The sequence below is a fragment of the Paenibacillus sp. JCM 9796 genome, assembly GCF_055379675.1.
Map to the genome: position 1 here is coordinate 4,828,613 of NZ_AP043723.1, position 20,104 is coordinate 4,848,716.

The 20,104-nt window shown below is 54.6% G+C and carries 20 protein-coding genes and 1 other annotated feature; of the genes, 18 read left to right on the forward strand and 2 right to left on the reverse strand.

The window, feature by feature from the left end; genetic code table 11:
• The first annotated feature begins 7 nt into the window (after positions 1-7).
• From murA to ileS, 15 genes are all read left to right on the forward strand, one after another.
• A complete protein-coding gene (gene murA / locus ACZ439_RS23170) occupies positions 8-1,276 on the forward strand; it encodes a UDP-N-acetylglucosamine 1-carboxyvinyltransferase (RefSeq protein WP_127608538.1) in 1,269 nt (422 codons plus the stop codon).
• 102 nt (positions 1,277-1,378) lie between these two features.
• Positions 1,379-2,170 carry a cell division protein FtsQ/DivIB gene (locus tag ACZ439_RS23175; RefSeq protein WP_127608539.1) on the forward strand — a complete coding sequence of 264 codons (792 nt, stop codon included), beginning with the start codon at positions 1,379-1,381 and terminating at the stop codon, positions 2,168-2,170.
• A 186-nt stretch (positions 2,171-2,356) separates the two neighbouring features.
• Positions 2,357-3,601 (forward strand): cell division protein FtsA, encoded by a 1,245-nt coding sequence (ftsA, locus tag ACZ439_RS23180; RefSeq protein WP_127608540.1) that lies wholly within the window; start codon positions 2,357-2,359, stop codon positions 3,599-3,601.
• Positions 3,602-3,651: 50 nt separating this feature from the next.
• Positions 3,652-4,794, forward strand: coding sequence for a cell division protein FtsZ (gene ftsZ, locus ACZ439_RS23185; protein WP_054795532.1), 1,143 nt, complete (start codon positions 3,652-3,654; stop codon positions 4,792-4,794).
• A gap of 246 nt (positions 4,795-5,040) precedes the next feature.
• The gene (gene spoIIGA / locus ACZ439_RS23190) at positions 5,041-5,949 is read left to right on the forward strand and encodes a sigma-E processing peptidase SpoIIGA (protein ID WP_464620266.1); all 909 of its coding nucleotides are present in this window, start codon (positions 5,041-5,043) and stop codon (positions 5,947-5,949) included.
• Positions 5,950-5,996: 47 nt separating this feature from the next.
• Positions 5,997-6,719: an RNA polymerase sporulation sigma factor SigE gene (sigE, locus tag ACZ439_RS23195; protein ID WP_054795533.1), complete on the forward strand. Its 723-nt coding sequence runs from the start codon at positions 5,997-5,999 to the stop codon at positions 6,717-6,719.
• A gap of 159 nt (positions 6,720-6,878) precedes the next feature.
• Positions 6,879-7,661 (forward strand): RNA polymerase sporulation sigma factor SigG, encoded by a 783-nt coding sequence (gene sigG, locus ACZ439_RS23200; RefSeq protein ID WP_127607235.1) that lies wholly within the window; start codon positions 6,879-6,881, stop codon positions 7,659-7,661.
• Positions 7,662-7,817: 156 nt separating this feature from the next.
• Positions 7,818-8,120: a YlmC/YmxH family sporulation protein gene (locus ACZ439_RS23205; RefSeq protein WP_054795534.1), complete on the forward strand. Its 303-nt coding sequence runs from the start codon at positions 7,818-7,820 to the stop codon at positions 8,118-8,120.
• Between the two features lie 74 nt (positions 8,121-8,194).
• On the forward strand, positions 8,195-9,055 hold the full coding sequence (gene pgeF, locus ACZ439_RS23210; RefSeq protein WP_464620267.1) for a peptidoglycan editing factor PgeF: 861 nt from the start codon (positions 8,195-8,197) through the stop codon (positions 9,053-9,055).
• Positions 9,056-9,124: 69 nt separating this feature from the next.
• Positions 9,125-9,814 (forward strand): YggS family pyridoxal phosphate-dependent enzyme, encoded by a 690-nt coding sequence (locus ACZ439_RS23215; RefSeq protein ID WP_464620268.1) that lies wholly within the window; start codon positions 9,125-9,127, stop codon positions 9,812-9,814.
• A gap of 30 nt (positions 9,815-9,844) precedes the next feature.
• Positions 9,845-10,273 (forward strand): cell division protein SepF, encoded by a 429-nt coding sequence (locus tag ACZ439_RS23220; RefSeq protein ID WP_141333752.1) that lies wholly within the window; start codon positions 9,845-9,847, stop codon positions 10,271-10,273.
• Positions 10,274-10,296: 23 nt separating this feature from the next.
• A complete protein-coding gene (locus tag ACZ439_RS23225; RefSeq protein ID WP_054795537.1) occupies positions 10,297-10,566 on the forward strand; it encodes a YggT family protein in 270 nt (89 codons plus the stop codon).
• Between the two features lie 16 nt (positions 10,567-10,582).
• Complete coding sequence (locus ACZ439_RS23230; protein WP_127607243.1) at positions 10,583-11,365, forward strand: YlmH family RNA-binding protein; 783 nt, start codon at positions 10,583-10,585, stop codon at positions 11,363-11,365.
• Positions 11,366-11,485: 120 nt separating this feature from the next.
• Positions 11,486-11,965, forward strand: a complete 480-nt coding sequence (locus ACZ439_RS23235; RefSeq protein ID WP_127607245.1) for a DivIVA domain-containing protein — start codon at positions 11,486-11,488, stop codon at positions 11,963-11,965.
• An 83-nt stretch (positions 11,966-12,048) separates the two neighbouring features.
• Positions 12,049-12,315, forward strand: a binding site (T-box leader).
• A 55-nt stretch (positions 12,316-12,370) separates the two neighbouring features.
• Positions 12,371-15,148, forward strand: a complete 2,778-nt coding sequence (gene ileS, locus ACZ439_RS23240; RefSeq protein WP_155615257.1) for an isoleucine--tRNA ligase — start codon at positions 12,371-12,373, stop codon at positions 15,146-15,148.
• 96 nt (positions 15,149-15,244) lie between these two features.
• On the opposite strand, the gene ACZ439_RS23245 is transcribed toward ileS, so the two are convergent.
• Entirely contained in the window at positions 15,245-16,006 is a 762-nt protein-coding gene (locus tag ACZ439_RS23245; RefSeq protein ID WP_054795538.1) for a TraR/DksA C4-type zinc finger protein, read from the reverse strand.
• Positions 16,007-16,112: 106 nt separating this feature from the next.
• Here ACZ439_RS23245 and lspA point away from each other — a divergent pair, with 106 nt between their 5' ends.
• The 3 genes from lspA to ACZ439_RS23260 are packed head-to-tail and all read left to right on the forward strand — an operon-like array spanning position 16,113 to position 18,785.
• Positions 16,113-16,643 carry a signal peptidase II gene (gene lspA, locus ACZ439_RS23250; RefSeq protein ID WP_054795539.1) on the forward strand — a complete coding sequence of 177 codons (531 nt, stop codon included), beginning with the start codon at positions 16,113-16,115 and terminating at the stop codon, positions 16,641-16,643.
• Positions 16,640-17,596: an RluA family pseudouridine synthase gene (locus tag ACZ439_RS23255; RefSeq protein WP_054798716.1), complete on the forward strand. Its 957-nt coding sequence runs from the start codon at positions 16,640-16,642 to the stop codon at positions 17,594-17,596. The genes lspA and ACZ439_RS23255 overlap by 4 nt, the downstream gene beginning before the upstream one ends.
• 16 nt (positions 17,597-17,612) lie before the next feature.
• On the forward strand, positions 17,613-18,785 hold the full coding sequence (locus ACZ439_RS23260) for an aminotransferase A (protein ID WP_141333749.1): 1,173 nt from the start codon (positions 17,613-17,615) through the stop codon (positions 18,783-18,785).
• 82 nt (positions 18,786-18,867) lie between these two features.
• Here ACZ439_RS23260 and ACZ439_RS23265 read toward each other — a convergent pair whose 3' ends face one another.
• Entirely contained in the window at positions 18,868-20,016 is a 1,149-nt protein-coding gene (locus ACZ439_RS23265; protein WP_054795541.1) for an N-acetyldiaminopimelate deacetylase, read from the reverse strand.
• Positions 20,017-20,104: the final 88 nt, after the last annotated feature.

Genomic DNA, 20,104 nt, shown 5'->3' on the forward strand with positions numbered 1-20,104 from the left:
TGGGACTTTGGAAAAGTTGGTTATCGAAGGCGGGAAACCACTATCGGGAGCCATCAGCATTCACGGCGCGAAAAACGCCGCACTGCCGATCCTGGCAGCGAGTATCATGGCGGAAGGAACGGTTAAGATCGAGAACGTCCCCGATCTTTCCGACATCGGCGTCATGTTGGGCATTCTTCGTTCCTTGGGGTGTAAAGTGGAGCTGGCCGGAGATACGGTCATCGTTAATACGAATGCGGTCCACCAGTATCACATCCCGGAAAGCTTGATGAGCCAAATGCGTTCCTCGATATTCTTGATGGGGCCGCTGCTGGCGCGGCTCGGCAAAGTGGAGCTTTATCAGCCAGGGGGCTGCGCGATCGGCGAGCGTAAAATCGACTTGCATTTAAAAGGTCTCGCAGCGCTGGGCGTCGTCATCGAAGACAACGGCAGCCGTATCGTATGCACGGCGAAGGAACTGGTCGGCGCCGACATCGTGCTTGACTATCCGAGCGTTGGCGCTACGGAGAACATCATGATGGCAGCGGCGATGGCCCGGGGAAAAACGACGCTCACCAATGCGGCTCGCGAGCCTGAAATCCAAGATTTGCAAAACTTCCTTAATGCGATGGGGGCGAGAATCATCGGCGCCGGCACGGATACGATTACGATCGAGGGCGTTCCGGAACTCGTCCCATGTACTTACCGGATTATTCCCGATCGTATCGTCGCAGGTACGATCATGATCGCCGCAGCGGTTACCCGGGGCAGCGTTACCCTGAATGGCGTCTGCCCGGCTCATCTTACTTCGGCCATTCATGTCCTCAAACGCGCAGGTGTTCAAATCACAATCGACGGTGATATAATGTACGTATGCGGGTCCGGCCGACTGAAAGCGGTCGAGAGGATCGTCACGTCGCCCTACCCGTCATTTCCAACGGATTTACAGTCGCAGATCATGGTGCTCTTGAGCCTCGCCGACGGCGTCAGCATCGTCAAAGAAACCGTATTCGAAGGCCGTTTCAAACACGTCGACGAATTGTCCCGCATGGGCGCTGACATTCGCGTCGATCTGAACTCGGCATTCATCCGGGGCGTACCGCGGTTGTACGGCGCCACGGTGGAAGCGACCGACCTGCGCGCAGGCGCTGCGCTCGTCATCGCGGGTTTAACCGCGCAAGGCACGACCGTTATCGAACAAATTCATCATATCGACCGCGGTTATGACCGCATCGAACTGATGCTTCGCAGCCTTGGCGCGAACATTCTTCGGACGGCGCCGGTCGTCATGGAATAAGCCATGTTATTTTCATTCATATGAACGCAACCGCCGGGTTATCCCTTTTTCTTCTTGAAAGAGGGGTAATCCGCGGTTTACATATGGCAAGAGGAGGCCCTCATGGAGGAACGACTTCCCGTAATCAAACAACAAAAACAAAAACCGCGCAGCCGCAGCAGCAAAAAGCTGCTTCTGTTTCTTTTTTTGTTTTTCGTCACGCTGCTGCTGGTGCTCTTCTTCCAATCGTCGCTGAGCAAGATTACGGAGGTGTCCATTCAGGGCCAGCAGCTCGTGGCCGAAGAACAAATTCGTACCGCGGCGGCTGTCGTGCCGGGAGATCACTTCTTCTCCGTGTCGTCAGCGCGAATCGCGGCGCAAATCAAATCATTGCGGATGATCGAAAGGGTCGAAGTGAAGAAACGCTTTCCCGGACGAATTGAAATTTACGTTTATGAATACCCGAAGGTTGCCTACCAGTTCGGCGAAGGCGGTCAAGTGGAAGCGCTGCTCGCAGACGGGAGCGTCATTCCCGTCACGATGCATGGAGCCAGATTGGACAAGCCGATCCTGTCGGGCTGGAGTAAGGACGACCCCTTGAAGATACAGCTGTGCGCGGCGATGTCGAAGCTGCCCGAGGCGCTTTTTGCGGATGTTTCCGAAATCAAGCCGGCGCCAAGCGCGTCGTACCCGGATAAAATCAAGATGTATACGCGCTCGCAGTTCGAGATCATTACGACGATCGGTTACTTGCCGGACAAGATGCCCAACATGGAATCGTACATTGCCAGCATCCGTGAGAACAATAAAACGAGCGGCGTGCTGACGATGCTGCTTGCGGATTCATTTGCGCCTTTCGAGGCTGCCGGCAATAAGCAGGAACCGGTCAAATCCGGTACGAAAACGCAGCCTTAGTCTCTATAAATAGGTCTACTCAAGCATAGAAAATAATGATAGAATTATAATTATGGTATATTTTGCGCTTTTCTTTTGAAAAAAATTTCATAAAAAAGAGGAAACCGCCAGAGCGTGTGGAATACTTACAAGCAGGTTTGCTGACCACGGCTCATATACACTACATTTTACAGGAGGTGCCACGGGTTGAGCAGCAATGACATCATTGTTAGTTTGGACATCGGTACATCCAAAGTTCGTGCTATTATTGGGGAAGTCGTTAACGGCGCCATTAACATAATAGGAGTTGGATCTGCCGACTCGCAAGGAATTCGCAAAGGAGCCATTGTCGATATCGATCAGACGGTCCAGTCGATTCGAAGCGCAGTGGATCACGCGGAACGGATGGTAGGCATTCAGATTTCGGATGTGTACGTAGGTATTTCCGGCAACCATATCGCACTTCAATCCAGTCACGGCGTAGTAGCCGTATCCAACGAGGACCGCGAGATCGGAGACGAGGATATCGAACGCGTTATCCAAGCGGCGAAAGTGATTCCGTTAGCCCCCGAGCGCGAAATTATCGGCGTAGTGCCGAACCAATATGTAGTGGATGGAACGGACCAAATTTACGATCCGCGAAGCATGATCGGCGTCCGGTTGGAAGTGGAAGCGACGATTGTGACCGGTACGAAGACGGCCATACATAATTTGCTTCGCGTTGTAGAAAAATCAGGGCTGCGGGTATCGGGGTTGATCTTGATGTCGCTTGCCGCAGGGCACCTGGCGTTGTCGAAAGACGAGAAGGCTATGGGTACCGTGTTAGTCGACATCGGAGCCGGCGCAACGACGATAGCCGTGTTTGATGAGAACCATTTGGTTGCCACTTCCACGTTGCCCATCGGCGGGGAATATATTACGAACGATATTGCATACGGACTTCGCACACAGGCAGACATTGCCGAGAAGATCAAGCTGAAATTCGGATGCGCAGTCGTCGAGCATGCGGCTTCGGACCAAGTGTTTAAAGTAAACCGGATTGGAAGCAACGTGGACAAGGAATTCTCGCAGGTCGATCTGGCGAACATTATCGAACCGCGCGTTCAAGAAATTTTTCATTTGATCCGCATGGAAGTGCAGCGTCTGGGATTTTCCGAGCTGCCGGGCGGTTATGTATTAACCGGCGGAACGGTATCCATGCCGGGCATGCTGGCGATCGCTCAGGTCGAACTCGCTTCGTCGGTACGCATCGCCGTACCGGACTTTATTGGAGTTCGTGATCCTGCGTATACGAGCGGAGTCGGAATTATACAATATGCGTCCAAATATTTGCGGAATTCCAAATCGGGCTCAGGCGCCAAGCGGACGGTAAGCAAGAAAGCGTCTTCCGGTCAAGAGCAGAAGCCTTCGGCCATGGAACGGTTTAAAAATTGGTTAAGCGAGTTTATTTAGCGTGGATCGTGCTCACGCGATGAAAGCCTAATGAGGGGGAAGACGCTAGTATGTTTGAAATTGATATGGACTTGGACCAACTGGCTAAAATAAAGGTCATCGGTTGCGGCGGGGGCGGCAGCAACGCGGTCAACCGGATGATCGACAACGGTGTGAAAGGCGTCGAGTTCATTACCGTGAATACGGATGCTCAAGCGTTACACCTTTCCAAATCCGATACGAAATTGCAGATCGGCGACAAGTTAACGCGCGGTCTCGGCGCCGGGGCCAACCCGGAGGTCGGGAAGAAGGCGGCGGAAGAGTCGCGCGAATTGATTTTTAACGCGCTGAAGGGCTCCGATATGGTGTTCGTTACGGCGGGTATGGGCGGCGGCACGGGAACGGGCGCAGCGCCTGTTATCGCCGAAATCGCCAAAGAATGCGGCGCATTGACCGTCGGCGTCGTCACGCGTCCGTTTACGTTCGAAGGCCGTAAACGGGCGATGCAAGCCGATCAGGGCATTGCCGCATTGAAAGAAAAAGTAGATACGCTGATCGTGATTCCGAACGACCGCCTGCTCGAAATCGTTGATAAGAAAACGCCGATGCTGGAAGCGTTCCGCGAAGCGGATAATGTGCTTCGTCAAGGCGTACAAGGGATCTCCGATTTGATCGCGGTTCCCGGCTTGATCAACCTCGACTTCGCGGACGTGAAGACCATCATGACTGAACGCGGTTCCGCGTTGATGGGCATCGGCGTCGCAACCGGCGAGAACCGTGCGGCGGAAGCGGCCAAGAAGGCGATTATGTCGCCGCTCCTGGAGACGTCGATCGACGGCGCGCGCGGCGTACTGATGAACATTACCGGCGGCGCCAACTTGTCGCTGTACGAAGTGAACGAAGCGGCCGATATCGTCGCGTCGGCTTCCGACCTCGAGGTCAACATGATCTTCGGCGCCGTTATCGACGAGACGTTGAAAGACGAAATTATCGTCACGGTTATCGCGACCGGCTTTGAGCATAAGAGCATCTCGACGACCCAGCGTAAGCCGGGCGGCACAGGCGCTGCGCCAAGCACGGGCGGGAGCCAGCAAGAGAACACGGACAACCGACTGAACAATTTGCGTCCGTTCGGCGGTCAAACGTCTAACGACCAGCTGGACATCCCCGCATTTCTGCGCAACCGGAACCGCAACGGATTCGACAACAAATAATGGCATTGCCGGTTAACGTAACAGCCGTTCTTCCTTAGGGAGAACGGCTGTTTTTTTGCCGTATTAGCCTCTGGGCACAGCTTGGATTAGGCCGATCGGAGGTCAAGGACGTCCCTACCCGTTTGCAGCAACCGACAAAAAAAGATGCTTCCTCCTGTCATGTTTAGACAGACTTTGGAATACCATTGCTATATACTTGTCTCATTCGCAAAAAAGCATGGTGGCGGTAAAGAGAGGTGACGGAAAATGGTCGTTTATATCGATATCATTTTCCTCATCAATGTGTTGATCGACGGCACTTTGATTTGGATGACCGGGTGGTCGCGCAAGCTGCGACTGCGTCCGTGGAGGCTTGTACTATCCGCCGTGATCGGCGGCAGTTATGCGGTTTTTTTGTTTTTTCCGTCGCTTGGTTTTATGTACACCTTTGTCGCCAAGATGGCGTTTTCCTTCGCGATGATGCTGACAGCGTTCGGCTTCGGAGGGATGGCGCACTTTTTACGCAACCTGGGCACGTTTTATGTAATCAATTTCGTGGCGGCCGGATGCGTCGTCGGATGCATGTATGTGCTGCAGTCGTCGCACGACATCTTGAACGGGGTCATGTTCGGTCGCGGATTGACGGGAACGCTTCCGCCCCTCATTATCGCGATTCCGCTAGCCATGTGGATCTACAAGCGGGTCGTGCTGGCGTTAAAGCAAAAGCAAGAAATCGCTTCCTTCATGGCTAAAGTGGATGTGTACATTGATGCGATCGCCTCCAGCTGCACCGGTCTGATCGACACGGGCAATCAACTGTACGACCCGCTGACGAAGACGCCGGTGATGGTGATGGAAGCCTCGCAGTGGGGGGAGTGGATCCCCGAGACGTGGATGGCCAAAATCAGGCGGGCTGAAGTCGACCAGATCGTAGGCGCCATCGGTACCGAACCTTTCATCTGGCAGGACCGGCTGCGGCTGGTGCCTTACCGGGGCGTGAATCGAAGCACGCAGTTTATGCTGGCGCTCAAACCGGACAAAGTGGTCATTACGACGGAAAGCGGACAAATCGAAACGATCAAGGTGCTCATCGGACTTGACGGCGGGCGCTTAAGCTCGGATAACGCTTACCAGGCCATTATTCACCCTTCATTGGTGCAAAGCCACAGCGGTTAGCGTCAAACCAACAGCGGTCAACATACCGGAATAGGAGGAAGCCGAACATGTTAGTCAAGTGGAAGCTAATGCTGCAAATCATGTATTTCCGTCTTTTGCTGCTGCTCGGGCTTAAGGGAGAAGAGATTTATTACATCGGAGGAAGCGAAGCGCTGCCGCCCCCGCTCACCCGCGAAGAGGAAGAATATTTGCTGGAGAAGCTTCCGTCGGGTGATGCGGCCATCCGGGGGATGCTGATCGAACGAAATCTCAGATTAGTCGTATACATTGCGCGTAAATTTGAGAATACCGGCATCAATATCGAGGATCTGGTGTCGATCGGAGCAATCGGTCTTATTAAAGCGGTGAACACCTTCGATCCGGAGAAAAAGATCAAGCTTGCCACGTACGCTTCCCGCTGCATTGAGAACGAAATATTAATGTATTTACGCCGAAACAGCAAAATCCGTACGGAAGTCTCGTTCGATGAGCCGCTTAATATCGATTGGGACGGCAACGAGCTGCTGCTGTCGGATGTTCTCGGCACGGAGAACGATACGATATACCGGAACATTGAGGAGCAGGTGGACCGGAAGCTGCTGCATAAGGCTTTAGATAAATTGTCCGAACGCGAGCGCATCATCATGGAACTTCGTTTCGGGCTGCGGAACGGCGAAGAGAAGACGCAAAAAGATGTGGCCGACATGCTCGGTATTTCGCAATCGTACATCTCCCGCTTAGAGAAGCGAATTATTAAGCGGCTTCGCAAAGAATTTAACAAGATGGTGTAAAATCCGGAGGGTGAAGCAAAAAGCTGCAGTTCGTTCTGTAGCTTTTCCGCGTTCCAGCAGGCCATTCGCGGGTGCTGCGGCGAGTTGGAAAAAAACGCATAAAAAAAATGTCCAGGGGGATAATGTACATTAATGTTTCTCCTTGGGAGGTAATCACGAATGACCCGAAACAAAGTCGAAATTTGCGGCGTCGATACGGCAAAGCTACCGGTTTTGACCAATGCGGAAATGCGTGAACTGTTCGTCGGTTTGCAAACGAAGAATGAACGATCTGCAAGAGAGAAATTAGTAAACGGCAACCTCCGGCTGGTGCTATCCGTTATTCAACGCTTTAACAACCGGGGGGAATACGTGGACGATCTGTTTCAAGTCGGTTGTATCGGACTGATGAAAGCCATTGATAATTTTGATTTAAGCCAAAATGTAAAGTTTTCGACGTACGCCGTTCCGATGATTATCGGGGAAATTCGCAGGTACCTGCGGGATAACAACCCGATTCGGGTATCGCGTTCGCTGCGGGACATCGCTTATAAGGCGCTCCAGGTCCGCGACCAACTGACGAACCAAAACTCGCGCGAGCCCACGATTTACGAAATTTCCGAAGCGCTGAACGTTCCTAGGGAAGATGTCGTCTTCGCGCTCGATGCGATCCAGGATCCGGTGTCGCTGTTCGAGCCGATTTATCACGACGGGGGCGACCCGATTTACGTAATGGATCAAATTAGCGACGATCGCAACAAGGATGTGTCGTGGATCGAAGGAATCGCCTTGCGGGAAGCGATGCGCAAGCTGAACGACCGGGAGAAAATGATTTTATCCATGCGGTTTTTTGACGGAAAAACGCAAATGGAAGTCGCCGATGAGATCGGCATTTCGCAAGCGCAAGTCTCTCGTCTGGAAAAATCGGCCATCTCGCAAATGCAAAAGCACGTAAAAAACTGAAACAGCCGCACCTCAACCGTGAAAATCCGACCCGAACCGCAGGCCAAGCCCGTGGGAAAGGTCTTTTTTTATATGGAAAACGGTACACGCATGGACATTTTGCCCAACTTTCACATACACATAAAGTATCAACTAAAGCTCGGTGGTGAGGGCAGCTTGAAAATATCCGATTTTCAAACGAAGGACGTCATCAATATCGTGGACGGCAAGAAGCTGGGGCAAATCAGCGATCTGGAGCTCGACCTGCGGAACGGGCGAATCGAGGCGATTGTCGTTCCGAACTCGCCGCGTTTCTTCGGATTGTTCGGGGGCGCGACGGACGTTATTATCCCATGGCGCAATATTGTGAAGATCGGGATGGACGTCGTGCTTGTGAAAATCGAAGATATGCGCAGCGTCCGGCAGGAGGAGACCGAGGTCTCCTACGAATACAACCGCAATTACCGCGAAGGGAATTAAGCGCCGAATGGGGTGTTCTTTTCAGGCGTATCGTGTATACTGAATGGTAAACGATGACAGGGGGCGCAAGGGGAATGGAACCGTTTGTTCTCGAGAAAGCCGATAACGGCTGCGAGTTGTTAGCCTTGGCGCCTTTCACGCGCGCCTATCCGCAGCTGTCCGCCGGATTTACGACACGGCTTGGCGGCGTTAGCCGAGGCGATTTCAGCAGCTTGAACTGCGGGCTTCACGTTGCGGATGAACCCGGCGATGTCGTGCGCAACCGGCGTCTGTTGGCCGAGGCGCTGGAGTTTCCGTTCGACGCCTGTACGTATGCCGAACAGGTGCACGGCAACGAGATTCAAGTGGTAACGAAAGCATGGCGCGGAGCGGGCAACGACTCGCGCGAGAAGGCGCTGCAGGCGAAGGACGGGTTCGCGACGAACGAACGCGGGGTTTACTTGCATGCGCTGTTCGCGGACTGCGTGCCGCTTTACTTTTACGATCCGATCCGTCAAGCGGTCGGGCTGGCGCATGCCAGCTGGAAGGGCACCGCACTCCAAATCGCCAAGGCGCTGCTGGAGACGATGAGCGCCGCGTACGGCACGAAGCCGCGCGATGTGAGAGCGGCGATCGGGCCTTCGATCGGTGCCTGCTGTTACGAGGTGGACGACACCGTCATCGGGCGGATCGACCGGGCGCTTCGCGAGGCGGATGAGGAAGCAACCGTTCAACCGGCCGACGTACTGTGTTACGAGCAGCAGCCGAACGGCAAATATAAGTTAAACTTGCAACAAGTCAACCGACAAATTATGATAAAAGCAGGAATATTGCCGTCTCATATCGAAATAACAGGTTTATGCACAAGCTGTCATACGGATCTGTTCTTTTCGCATCGGAAGGAAGGCGGCAGGACGGGCCGAATGGCAGCTTGGATCGGGCTCCGGGAAGCGTAGAGGCTTCCCGCGTTAGAAGCCGTTCGCTGTCTCGAACGCGGTCGATCGTAAATGGGGTGAATAATGAAGTTGAACAATCAATTGGCAGATCGCATACAGCACGTGCAGGAACGAGTGTCAGCCGCTTGCGCCCGCTCGGGCCGCGACCCGAAAGAGGTGCGGACGATTGCCGTTACGAAATACGTTTCGCTGGCGACGACCGGACAAGTTCTCGAAGCCGGACTTACGCATATCGGCGAGAACCGCTGGCAGGATGCGGCGGCCAAGTGGGAAGCGTTCGGATCGAAGGGCACGTGGCATTTTATCGGACATTTGCAAACGAACAAAGTAAAGGACGTCATCGGCAAGTTCGCCTATATTCATTCCTTGGACAGGCTGTCGCTCGCCAAGGAGATTGAGAAGAAAGCTTCCGGGCTGCAGCTGCAGGTGCCTTGCTTCATCCAGCTGAACGTATCCGGCGAGGAGTCGAAATACGGATTGGAGCCGGAATCGCTGATCTCGTTCGTTAGAGAAATACGGGGAATGGATTCGATTCGGATTGCCGGGTTGATGACCATGGCGCCGTACGAAGCGGAAGCTGAGGAAACCAGGCCTGTATTTCGGGGGCTTCGGGAGTGGCGCGACCGCTTGAACGACGCCGGCGTACTTGATTACGAAGTGTCGGAATTGTCCATGGGCATGTCGAACGATTACGAAGTGGCAATCGAGGAAGGCGCGACTTGGGTGAGGCTCGGCTCTATTTTGGTGGGTAAAGAATAAAGCGTCACCAAACAAAGGGAGGGAACGGATATGGGCGTTTATAACAAGTTTATGAATTTGATCGGCCTGCAGGAAGAGGAAGAGCTCGTCGAGCGCGAGCGCAGCTTGGAGCAGCATGAAGAAAATGAAACTCCGGCGCAGGAAGTGCGTAAAACTAAAGGGAACATTGTGAGCATTCATTCGCAAAAAAATATTCGGGTCGTCCTGCACGAGCCGCGTTCTTACGAGGAAACGCAGGAAATCGCCGATCATCTGCGTTCCCGCCGCCCGGTTGTCGTCAACCTGCACCGCGTTCGTACCGATCAGGCGACGCGGATCGTCGATTTCCTGAGCGGTACGGTGTACGCTTTGAACGGCTCGATCTCCAAGATAGGTCCGAATATTTTTCTGTGCACGCCGGATACGGTTGAAATTCACGGTTCCATCTCGGAATTGCTCAACCAGGATGAACAAGCTTGACTACAAAAACGAGGTGAACGTATTTGAGCTCTATTGAAGGTTTCATATCCACACTCGTCAACATTTATCAATACGTGCTTATCGCTTACGTGCTGCTTTCCTGGCTGCCTAACGCGAGGGAGAGCTTCATCGGCGAAATACTGGCTAAGCTGTGCGAGCCGTATTTGGGTCTGTTTCGCCGCTTCATCCCGCCGATCGGAGGCATGATCGACATTTCGCCGATCGTCGCCTTAATTGCGCTACGTTTTATCGGCATGGGATTGGCCGTCGTCATCGGCTACATCATCCCTTAATTGAAGGTGATTTCAACTGACGCAGGATAACATTTACGCTCACTTTCACCCGGATGAGCATCGTTTCGTCGATCAAGCCGCCGAATGGGTGGCCAGGGCCGAGCAGCATGAAGTGAAACGGACCGATTTTTTAGACCCAAGACAAGCGTTCATCTTAACGAGTCTCGTGAATCGAAGCGCAGACGTGCAGGTTCGCTTCGAGGGAGGTCACCCGAACGCCGAGCGGAAGCGGGCGATTGTCGCCCCGGATTACCGCGTACTGGATGATGAAGAGATGGGCATCCGGCTAATCGAAGTGTCTTCCACAGACGACAGCCTGGGCGATTTGGACCATGGCGACTATATGGGCGCAATACTCGGTTTGGGCATTAAACGGGATAAAGTCGGCGACATCTATGTGCTGCCGACCGGATGCCACTTTCTTGCCGCCGCAGAGATCGCCGATTATATCGTGCTTCACTTGAACCAGGTGCATCGTGTGCACGTGCATACGGGCACGCTGCCACTGGACAAGCTGCAGGCCACGGAAACGAAGCTCGACGACATGAACTTGACCGTCGCTTCCCTCCGCTTGGACGGGATTGTCAGCGACGTGTACCGGCTCAGCCGCGCGAAGGTGCTTGTTCCGATCAAAGCGGGCCGCTGCAAAGTGAATTGGAAGCAGGAAGAGGATCCGAGCAAGCCGCTGAAGCAGGGTGACGTCGTGTCGCTGAAGGGGTTCGGCAGGTTCAAAGTGTTGGAAGTCGAAGGGCTGACCAAAAAAGGCAGGTATCGCATTCGAATCGGCAAATATGCATAAATTGCCGATTTTTTTGATTTATGCAGGCAGGAAAAATCTAAGTATTGTCGAAATATACCAATACGCATGGATGTCGAACATCATCGGCGCACGTTGCTCAAATATGCAGGAGGTGCAAGAATGGCTTTAACACCGCTCGATATACATAATAAGGAATTTAGTCGTTCGTTCCGAGGATATGACGAGGATCAGGTCAATGAATTTTTGGATCAGGTTATTAAAGACTACGAGGCGTTAATTCGTGAAAATAAAGAGATGCAAAATCAATTGATTACGATTCAAGAGCGGCTGGATCACTTTGCAAACATTGAGGAAACGCTGAGCAAGACGATCATCGTCGCTCAGGAAGCTGCGGATGAGGTAAAAACGAACGCGAAGAAAGAAGCACAGCTCATCATCAAGGAAGCGGAGAAAAACGCCGATCGGATTATTAACGAATCGCTTTCGAAGGCGCGCAAAATCTCGGTTGAGATCGAGGAGCTGAAGAAACAGGCATCGATCTACCGTACCCGTTTCCGGACGTTAATCGAAGCGCAGCTCGAACTGCTCAGCAAGGAAGATTGGAACTCGCTTGAGCGCACGGAAGTGGAGCAGCCGTAAACCGGACAGCCCGGATATTCATACAAGCCGTGTCAGTTGACGATGCGCGCAATTTTCGATATACTCCTGTTAAGTTACCATATGTGAAAGCGAAGACTGGGACGAGTACTTGGCGTACGGCTGAAGCAAGCGATTCGGGGGTTGGTGCGAGCCCGGACTTCGGCGGCTTAGGAATATCACCCAGGAGCGTCTCTTGAACCGATGCGTAAGTAAAGAGCAACGGATGATCCCGTTATCGATCATGGAGCGAAGATTATAAGCCAATTGATTCATCCGGTCGGGCGTCAGCCGCGGATGGGGTTGGCTATTGTCTTAATCAGGGTGGTACCGCGAGACTTCTCGTCCCTATGGGATGCGAGGTCTTTTTTTTGTTTGGTTTGAATCAAGTCAGGAGCGTGGGTAAATATGTCAAACGTAGATTATGGAAAAACGTTAAACCTGCTGCAAACCGAGTTTCCGATGCGCGGGAACTTGCCGCAGGCCGAACCGAAAATGCAGCAGCACTGGGAAGAGATTGACATCTACCGTCTCGTGCAAGAAAGCCGCAAAGGCAAGCCGAAATTTATACTGCATGACGGTCCTCCGTATGCAAACGGGGATATTCATATCGGCCATGCGCTGAACAAAGTATTGAAAGATATTATCGTCCGCTTCAAAACGATGCAGGGCTACGACGCCCCGTACGTGCCGGGCTGGGACACGCACGGCTTGCCGATCGAGCAGGCCATCGCCAACGGCGGCAAGGTCGACCGTAAAAAAATGAGCGTTCCGGAATTCCGCGATTACTGTAAAGCCTACGCCCTCGAGTGGGTCGAGAAACAAAAGAAACAGTTCAAGCGGCTAGGTATCCGCGGCGATTGGGAGAACCCGTACGTAACCCTGCAGCCAAAATACGAAGCCCAGCAAATCCGCGTGTTCGGCGGCATGGTGAACAAAGGTTACATCTACAAAGGGCTGAAGCCGGTCTATTGGTCTCCGTCCTCGGAGAGCGCGCTGGCCGAAGCGGAAATCGAATATAAAGACAAAACTTCAACCTCGATCTATGTGGCGTTTCAAGTGAAAGACGGAAAAGGCAAGCTGCCCGAGGATGCCGCGATCGTCATCTGGACGACGACGCCTTGGACGCTTCCTGCCAACCTCGGGATCAGTCTGCATCCGGAATTTGACTACGTGCTGGTAGAGGCGGCCGGCCGCAAGTTTGTGCTTGCGCAAGGGCTGCTCGAAGCGGCGGCGAAGGAAATCGGCTGGACAGACGTGAAGGTGCTGTCTGCCTACAAAGGCGCCGAGCTGGAGCATGTGCTCTGCCAGCATCCGTTCTACGACCGCACGTCCCTCGTGATGGTCGGCGAGCATGTCACGCTGGAAGCGGGTACGGGCTGCGTTCATACCGCGCCGGGTCACGGGGAAGATGACTTTGTCATCGGGCAACGTTATAACATCGGCGTGTTGTGTCCGGTGGACGATCAGGGGCATTTTACGGCGGAAGCGCCGGGCTTTGAAGGCATGTTCTACGATAAGGGAAACAAGGTGATCACGGAGATGCTGCAAGCTTCCGGCCACCTGCTGCATATGAACACGATCCAGCATCAATACCCGCATGACTGGCGGACGAAGAAGCCCGTTATCTTCCGTGCGACCGAGCAATGGTTCGCTTCCGTCGATAAATTCCGTCAAGCGATGCTGGACGAAATCAAACGCATCGACTGGACGCCGGAGTGGGGCGAGACCCGTCTGCACAACATGATCGCCGAGCGCGGCGACTGGTGTATTTCCCGGCAACGGGCATGGGGCGTTCCGATTCCGATCTTCTATTGCCGCAGCTGCAACGAGCCGCTCGTGAATGAGTCGACGATCGAGCATGTTGCGGGCATCTTCGAGCAGGAGGGCTCGAATGCATGGTTCTTGAAGGATGAGAAAGAGCTGCTGCCGGCAGGTACCGTGTGCCCGTCCTGCGGACACGACCATTTCCGCAAAGAAACGGATATTATGGACGTATGGTTCGATTCCGGCTCCAGCCATGTAGCGGTATTGGAGACGCGCGAGGAACTGCAATGGCCGGCTGACTTGTATTTGGAAGGATCGGACCAATATCGCGGCTGGTTCAACTCCTCGTTGATCACGGGTGTTGCGGTGAAGGGGCAAGCGCCTTACAAAGGTATCCTGTCCCACGGCTTCACGCTGGACGGCGAAGGACGGAAAATGTCCAAGTCACTCGGCAATACGATCGATCCGAAGCAAGTGGCAGACAAGCTGGGCGCTGAAATTTTGCGTCTGTGGGTGTCCTCAACCGACTTTCAGGCGGATCAACGCATCTCGGATAACATCTTGACCCAAACGTCCGAGGGTTACCGGAAGATCCGCAACACGCTGCGCTTCCTGCTCGGCAACCTGTCGGATTTCGACCCGGCTCGCGATCGCGTCGACGTGTCTGCCCTGAACGAGCTTGACCGATTCGCCATGATTCGTCTGCACCGGATGGCCGACAAAGTAATTAAAGCTTACGACAAGTATGAGTTCCATGTCGTTTATCAAGCGGTGCATCATTATTGCGCCGTCGAAATGAGCGCGTTCTACCTGGATATTCTGAAAGATCGGCTGTACGCCAGCGCGGCGGCGGATCCGGAGCGAAAAGCGGCACAAACCGTATTGTACGACACGCTAACGGTTATAACTAAACTGATCGCGCCGATCCTGCCACATACCGCGGACGAAGTGTGGAAATATATCCCGGGCACGGAACTGGCCAGCGTGCAGCTCGCCTATTTGCCGGAAGTGAATGCGGACTTGTTCGATGAAGCGTTGGAGCAGAAGTGGGAATCGTTCATCTCGCTGCGTGACGATGTGCTGAAGGCGCTGGAAGAAGCGCGCAAGGAGAAGCTCATCGGGAACTCGCTCAGCGCTTGCGTGCATCTGTATCCGAATGCGGAAGCCGCGAAGCTGCTTGCCGGCTTTGACAGGCTGGATCTGCTCTTCATCGTGTCGGGTGTCGTCGTGCACGAAGCGGGAGAGACGGTGCCTGCCGGGGCGCATGCATTCAAGGAAATGGCGGTGTCCATCGCTGTAGCAGACGGTGAGAAGTGCGAGCGCTGCTGGATCGTCACGCCGGAGGTTGGACACGATCCGGAGCATCCTACGTTGTGCAAACGGTGCTCAGGCGTCTTGAAAGAAGGCGCTGCGGTTTAACCCGGTGTATCCGCGCAAACAAGTAACGAGCGATCTCCGGCTGAGGCCGGAACGCTCGTTACTTGTTGCGTTGATTCCGTATTCCGCACGCAACGTTCAGTCGTAGCTGTCCTCCACGGAAGATTCTTGTTCCAGTAAGCCGTAGCCTTCGCCATTGCGCATATAATCGCGGTAAGCCTGGTTGCGGACGACGGTGACCTGTTGGCCGTACAGATCGGTCGCGACGAAGCTTTCGAACGATTCGACGTAACCGACGTTCTCTTCGGCTTCGATCTCCATATCGTTGTAGTTGTTGGATATATCCGGATCTTCCGCCATCGCCGGGGAATTGGATGTGCCCCAGCTCTCCACGATTTGCCAAGCGTCTTCGCCGTCAAATTGATTTTGATCGGGGAGCTCGTCCAAGCTCGTACGTCCGAATGGCGGAGCCAGCAGCTGCTCTTCCACAGGTCTGCGCTCCGATTCGTTCGGGTCGGGCACATGCTTGACGCAGTACGCCGCGGTAGGCATAGCTTGCAGCCGTTCGAACGGTATCGGTTGCCCGCAAGCGCGGCACGTTCCGTATGCACCCGTTTCGATGCGTGCGAGCGCTTCGTTGATGTCGGTTAAGTGACGTTCCGCATTTTCAAGCAAAGCGATGTCTTTAGCCCGCTCGAACATTTCGCTGCCGAGGTCGGCCGGATGGTTGTCGTAAGCGGATAGTTCACCGGTTTGATCGCGGAGCGAATTTTCCAGGCCTTCGTGCTCTCGGTCGGTCAAGTGCGCTTGAAGCCACTGCTGCTCTTCCTGAAGCTTAGCGCTCAGCTCCTGCAGCTGGGCCCCGGTTAACGCGTGATCCCGGGATGGAACGTTCGTCAAGATGATCGCCTCCTCGAGGTGGTTGCCTACCGTTAGTTTAAGCGGACCGGAATTTTTTTAGCTAGGTAAATCCTTGTAATGTCAGCTCGAATAAGGGGTTGTTCCATTGAAATATTTACAATACTACGTGTACGCCGTCATCGTGCTGCTTATCGACCAAGCAACGAAATGGGTGATTGTCAACCGCTTGGTGATTGGAGAATCGCGTTCCGTTATCGGCGAGTTTTTCCAAATTACGTCGCACCGGAATAAAGGAGCGGCCTTCGGCATTCTGCAAAACCAGCGATGGTTTTTCATCGTTATCACGATCTTTGTCGTGATCGGTATCATCTGGTATTTGAAAAAGACGTTGGACGAAGGCAAGAAGCTGCTGCCGTTTGCGTTAAGCTTGCTGCTGGGCGGAGCGCTCGGCAATTTCATCGACCGGGCGAGAACGGGCGAGGTGGTTGACTTCTTCCAATTTACATTCGATTTCAGCTGGCTGCAGACGCCTTATATTTTCCCCATTTTCAATGTGGCGGATTCCGCAATCGTCTCCGGCGTCGCTTTGATCTTCCTGGACGCGTTAATCAGTTGGCGCCGCGAGGCGAAGCAGAACGTCAAGACCGGATCGGAAAGCGGGGATTTGCAGCCATGAGCGGAGTGCAGCAAGAAGTCTCCGGGGATTTGGATTCCCGCCAGGAATGGGTCATTGAAGCGACGGAAGCGGGCGAACGCATCGACAAGTTTCTAACCGAGGCGCTGGATGAGGAGGTGTCGCGGACGCAGGTGCAGCAATGGATCAAGGAAGGCCATGCAACTATCGACGGCCGCGTGGTCAAGCCGAACTACAAGCTGAATGAGGGCGAAACGCTGGCGCTGATCATCCCCGAGCCGCAGGAGCTGGAAGTGGCCGCGGAGCCGATTCCGCTCGATGTCGTCTACGAGGACTCGGACGTGATTGTCATCAATAAACCGCGCGGCCTTGTCGTGCACCCGGCGCCCGGCCATTACAGCGGCACGCTCGTGAACGGGCTGATGTACCACTGCCAGGACTTGTCCGGCATTAATGGGGTGATGCGTCCCGGCATCGTGCACCGGATCGACAAGGATACTTCGGGACTGCTGATGGCTGCGAAGAACGACCTGGCCCACAGTGGGCTGGCCGCGCAGCTGAAGGCGCACACGGTCAACCGCAAGTATATCGCCCTTGTGCACGGCAACGTGCCGCACGACAACGGAACGATCGATGCGCCGATCGGCCGCGATCCTAAGGACCGCAAGCTGTACACGGTCACAGAGAAGAACAGCAAGCGTGCCGTCACGCATTTTCTCGTATTGGAACGATTCGGCGACTACACGTTAGTCGAGCTGAAGCTGGAAACGGGACGAACGCACCAGATTCGCGTCCACATGAAGTTTATCGGGCATCCGCTGGTCGGCGACCCGGCCTACGGCCTGTCGAAGAGCAGGGGCGTCGTCATGGAAGGGCAAGCCTTGCATGCCGCCGTCCTCGGCTTCGAACACCCGCGCTCCGGAAAGTGGCTGGAGTTTGAAGCGCCGCTGCCGGACGATATGCTGCGATTGTTGGACGTACTAAAAACGCGATAAGGAATGAAAGCCGGACATGGAACAATTGGAGAGGCTCATTAATCCGCGGGTCAAAGACATTCAAATTTCAGGCATCCGTAAAATTTCGAATCTGGTCAGCGGATATAAGGATGCGATTACACTGACCATCGGGCAGCCGGATTTTCCGACGCCTGAACATATTTTGCACGCGGCGGAGCAGGCCATCGCCGACCACCGCACGACCTACACGCCGAATCCGGGGCTGCCGGAACTGCGGTCGGCCATTTCACAGTTCGTGAAGGGGAAGTACGGACTGGAGTATGCCGCAGCGGACGAAATCATCGTGACGACTGGCGCAAGCCAGGCGCTCGATATTACGCTGCGGACGCTGCTGACCGAAGGCAGCGAGGTTATTTTACCGGGTCCGATCTATCCCGGCTATGAGCCGCTTGTCCGATTGTGCGGAGGCGTACCGGTCTATGTGGATACGCGATCCAATGGCTTCAAGCTGACTGCAGAACTGCTTGAGCCGCATCTGACGGACCGGACCCGCTGCGTCGTTCTCTGTTACCCGTCAAACCCGACCGGTCGCGTCCTGGCGTCGGAAGAGCTGGCGGAGATCGGACAATTGCTGGCCGATCGGGAAGTGTTCGTCATCGCCGACGAAATTTACAGCGAGCTTATCTACGATGCGCCGCACCGCTCTTTCGCGGCCGTGCCGGGCATGCGTGAGCAAACGATCGTCATTAACGGCTTGTCGAAATCCCATTCCATGACAGGCTGGCGGATCGGCTTCACGCTTGCGCCCGCCTACTTGTCCCAGCATATGGTCAAGGTTCATCAGTACAACGTGACCTGCGCAAGCTCGATCAGTCAATATGCGGCGATTGAAGCGCTGACAGCGGGCGTGGATGACGCTGCCCCCATGAAAGCCGAGTACCGCAAGCGCCGCGATTTCGTATACGACCGGTTGACCGGCATGGGCTTTACGCTGGAGAAACCGGAAGGGGCGTTCTATATGTTCCCTTCGATCGAGCGGTTCGGGTTGACGTCGATGGAGTTCACGATGCGTCTGCTCGAGGAGCACCGCGTCGCGGTTGTTCCGGGGGATGCCTTCTCGCATTTCGGGGAAGGGTACGTGCGGCTTTCGTATGCATACGGGATGGATGTGCTGGAAGCCGGGATGGACCGGCTGGAGGCGTTCGTGAAGAAGCTGCCCCACCGTTGAATTTGGCGCCATGTTATCGAATTTTAACTGCGCAAACAGCCGTTCGGAATGATCCGGACGGCTGTTTGCATATCATTTCAGGCTATTGCTCCGACTTCCAGGTCAGAAAGCGGGTCATGAGGCCGATGGCCGTATCGATGGCCGCTTCGTCCGGCTCGATCTTCGCATGATGCAGCCCGTACGGGGTATTGACGCCGAGCCAGAACATGAAGCCGGGAATCGATTCGAGGAAATATCCGAAATCTTCGCCGGTCATCGCTTCCGTACATTCATGAAGCTTCACGCCGAACTCCGCCTGCGATTCGCTGAGCCAGCTCATAAACTCCGCGGTCACGGACTTTTCGTTATACACCTGCATGTAATTTGAACCGTAATCGATCTCGGCTTTACAGGCGAACGAAGCCTCTATGCCGTTCACGATCGCTTCTATGCGCGATTTAACGAGCTTCATCGTATCGGCGGATAAAGTGCGGATCGTTCCTTCGAGGCGCGCCCGCTCCGCGATGATGTTCTGCTTCGTGCCGCCGTCGATCTTGCCGATCGTGATCACGGCGGAGTCGAGCGGGTTCACATTGCGCGCGATGACGGTTTGCAGCTGGCCGACAAGCTGACAAGCGGCGACGACCATATCGTTGGCGTTGTGCGGGAAGGCGGCGTGCCCCCCGGTGCCCACAAGGTCGATAAAGAGCTCGGACGTGTTGGCGAACAGGATGCCGGGCTTCGTCGCAATCGTGCCGACCGGATATTCCGGGGCGATATGCAGCGCGAAGATCTCGTCCGGACGCCAAGCCTGAAACTCTTCGCTTTCGAGCATCGGAAGCGCGCCGCCCGGACCTTCCTCCGCCGGTTGAAAAATAAACGTCAAATCGTCGCGGATCGGATGAGAGGCAAAATGGGCCAAAATCCCGAGCCCGATGCTCATATGCAAATCGTGGCCGCACGCGTGCATGAAACCGGGATGCGTCGATTTGAACTCGTAACCGGTGTCCTCCTGAATGGGCAAGCCGTCCATATCGGCACGGTAGCCATACCTGCGCTTCGGCGCGGTTCCGCGAACGTTCACGAGAAGACCGGTCCGCCATTTGCGAACTTCGATGCGGTCCTGCGGCAGACGGGAAATAAAGTCAAGCAAATAAGCTTGCGTTTTGAATTCCTGGAAGCCCGGTTCGGGGATTTGGTGCAGCTCGCGGCGCACCTGAACGAACGGGCTGGGAATGACGGTTTTGCTCATAAGCGAACCAGAGCCTCCTATAAGAAAGCAATTTGGGCCGTGCACGGTTAACAGAAAGGCCCGGCGCCAGGCGCCGAGCCGCATCCAT